1 protein-coding gene is annotated in these 1,917 nt (G+C 67.0%); it reads right to left on the bottom strand.

Annotated elements, in window-relative coordinates:
- Positions 1–1,917: condensation domain-containing protein (locus SX243_26160; GenBank protein ID MDY7096471.1), on the bottom strand; the 1,917-nt coding region annotated here is incomplete at both ends.

Consider the following 1,917-nt stretch of genomic DNA (forward strand, 5'->3'; position numbering starts at 1 on the left):
CGGGAGCCGGCCACGGCACCCGCTCGCCGCGACCCCATTCCTGCTCCAGCTGCTGGCGCTCGCTCGCCGACAGCAGCGGCAGCTGCGCCACCGGCAGCTGCGGGTTGGCCACCATGCCCGTAAGCAGGGTCTCCAGATGGCGCAGCATGCGCTCGATGGTGGCGACGTCGTGGCGCTCCGCGTTGTATTCCAGATCCATCGCCAGGCTGGGATCCGGATACGCCACCAGGGTCAGAGCAAAGTTCGAGCGCTCTTCCGTGGCCGTATCCGAGCTCGCCAGCGGGTTGGCTGCAACATTCTCCGGTACCTCGCCTCCGGCGCCTTCTCCGGCCTGGTCAGCGGAGGCTGCCTGCGCTCCGCCGGCTTTCTGAGCTTCGTTGGCATCATCCAGCGGATAGTTCTGGAACACCATGAAGGTGTCGAAAAGACCGTCGCCGGCGGCCACGTCGCTCCACTTCTGCACCTCCGCCAAGGGCGTGTGCTCGTATTGACGCAGCTCCAGCTGACGAGCCTGCTGGGCCTCCAACCAGTCCAACACCGCCGAGCCTTCCGCTTCCGGCCGCGGGATCCGCACCCTCGTCGGCAGAGTGTTGATGAACAGGCCGACGATCTCCTCGACCCGGTCCAGCTCTGGCGGGCGGCCCGAAACGGTGACGCCGAAGACCACGTCGTCGACGTTGGCGTAGCGTGCCAACAGCAGCGCCCAGGAAGCCTGGACCAGGGTGTTCACCGTCAGCTTGTGCTGTCGCGCGAAACTCTGGATCTTCCGGTCCGCGGACTTGGGCAGCGCGTGTACCCGCTCAGCGTAGCGTCGTGGGCGATCCGTTTCGGGGCGATCGAAGATCACCGGCGTGGGCTCGTCGAAGCCCGCCAGCCACTCCTTCCACCAAACCTCGGCGACTTCCAGCCCCTGACGGTCCAACCACTCGATGTAGTTGCGGAACGGCGGCGTCTGCGGCAACTCCAGCGTCGTGCCCTGACAGGCTGCGCCGTAGAGCCGCTGGAACTCCTCGAAGACCAGCGGCAGACTCCAGCCGTCCAACAGGATCTGGTGGAAGGACCACACCAGCAGATAGCTCTCCTCCGCCACCTGGGCCAGCAGCACGCTGCTCAGCGGGGCCGTCTCCAGCTCAAAGCCCTTCGAGCGGCCTTGCTCCAGGTACCGGGTCAACTGCCGCTGGAGATCCTCCGGCGAGAATCTGCTCCAATCCCGATATTCGATCGGCAGCTCTGCGGACCGCTGCACCAGCTGCAGCGGGCGGTCCAGGCCTTCCCAGCGGAACGATGTGCGGAAGATCTCCTGGCGTTCCACCAAACGCCGCCACGCCTTCTCGAAGGCGTCCTGGTCCAGCACCGTGTCGATGGGGGTGGTCATCTGCCCGACGTAGACCCCCGCCTCCGGCTCGAAGATCGTCTCGAAGAGCATGCCCTGCTGCAGCGGCGACAAGGGATAGAGGTCCTGCAGCTCCGGCACTTCCGTGGCCAGCGAGTCGAGGGTCTCCTGGTCGATCCTGGCCAGCGGGAAGTCCGAAGGCGTCCAGGCCCCCGCCTCCGGCGACTGGCAGTGCTCCGCCAGGCGCTCTAGCGACTCGACGAAGGCATCCGCCAAAGCCTCCATCGTCGTCGCCTTGTGGCGATTGCGGCTGTAGCCCAGGCTGATCTCCAAGCGACCGTCCTGGACCATCGTCTCGACGTCCAGCAGGTGCGTGCGCAGAGCGTCCGCTCCCGCCGACGGACCCACCCCTTCGCCGCTCAACCCAAAGGGCAGGTCGTCTCCGCCGGCCCCAGCCTCCTCGGCACCGGTGTCCATCTGACCCAGGTGGTTGAACAGGATCTGCGCCACCGGCTGCCGCGCCAGCTCCCGCCGCACCGAGGCCGCACCGTAATCCCGCAGCAGGCCGTAGCCCAAGCCGTTGC

It is taken from the genome of Acidobacteriota bacterium, assembly GCA_034211275.1.
In the GTDB taxonomy this organism is placed as follows: Bacteria; Acidobacteriota; Thermoanaerobaculia; order Multivoradales; family JAHZIX01; genus JAGQSE01.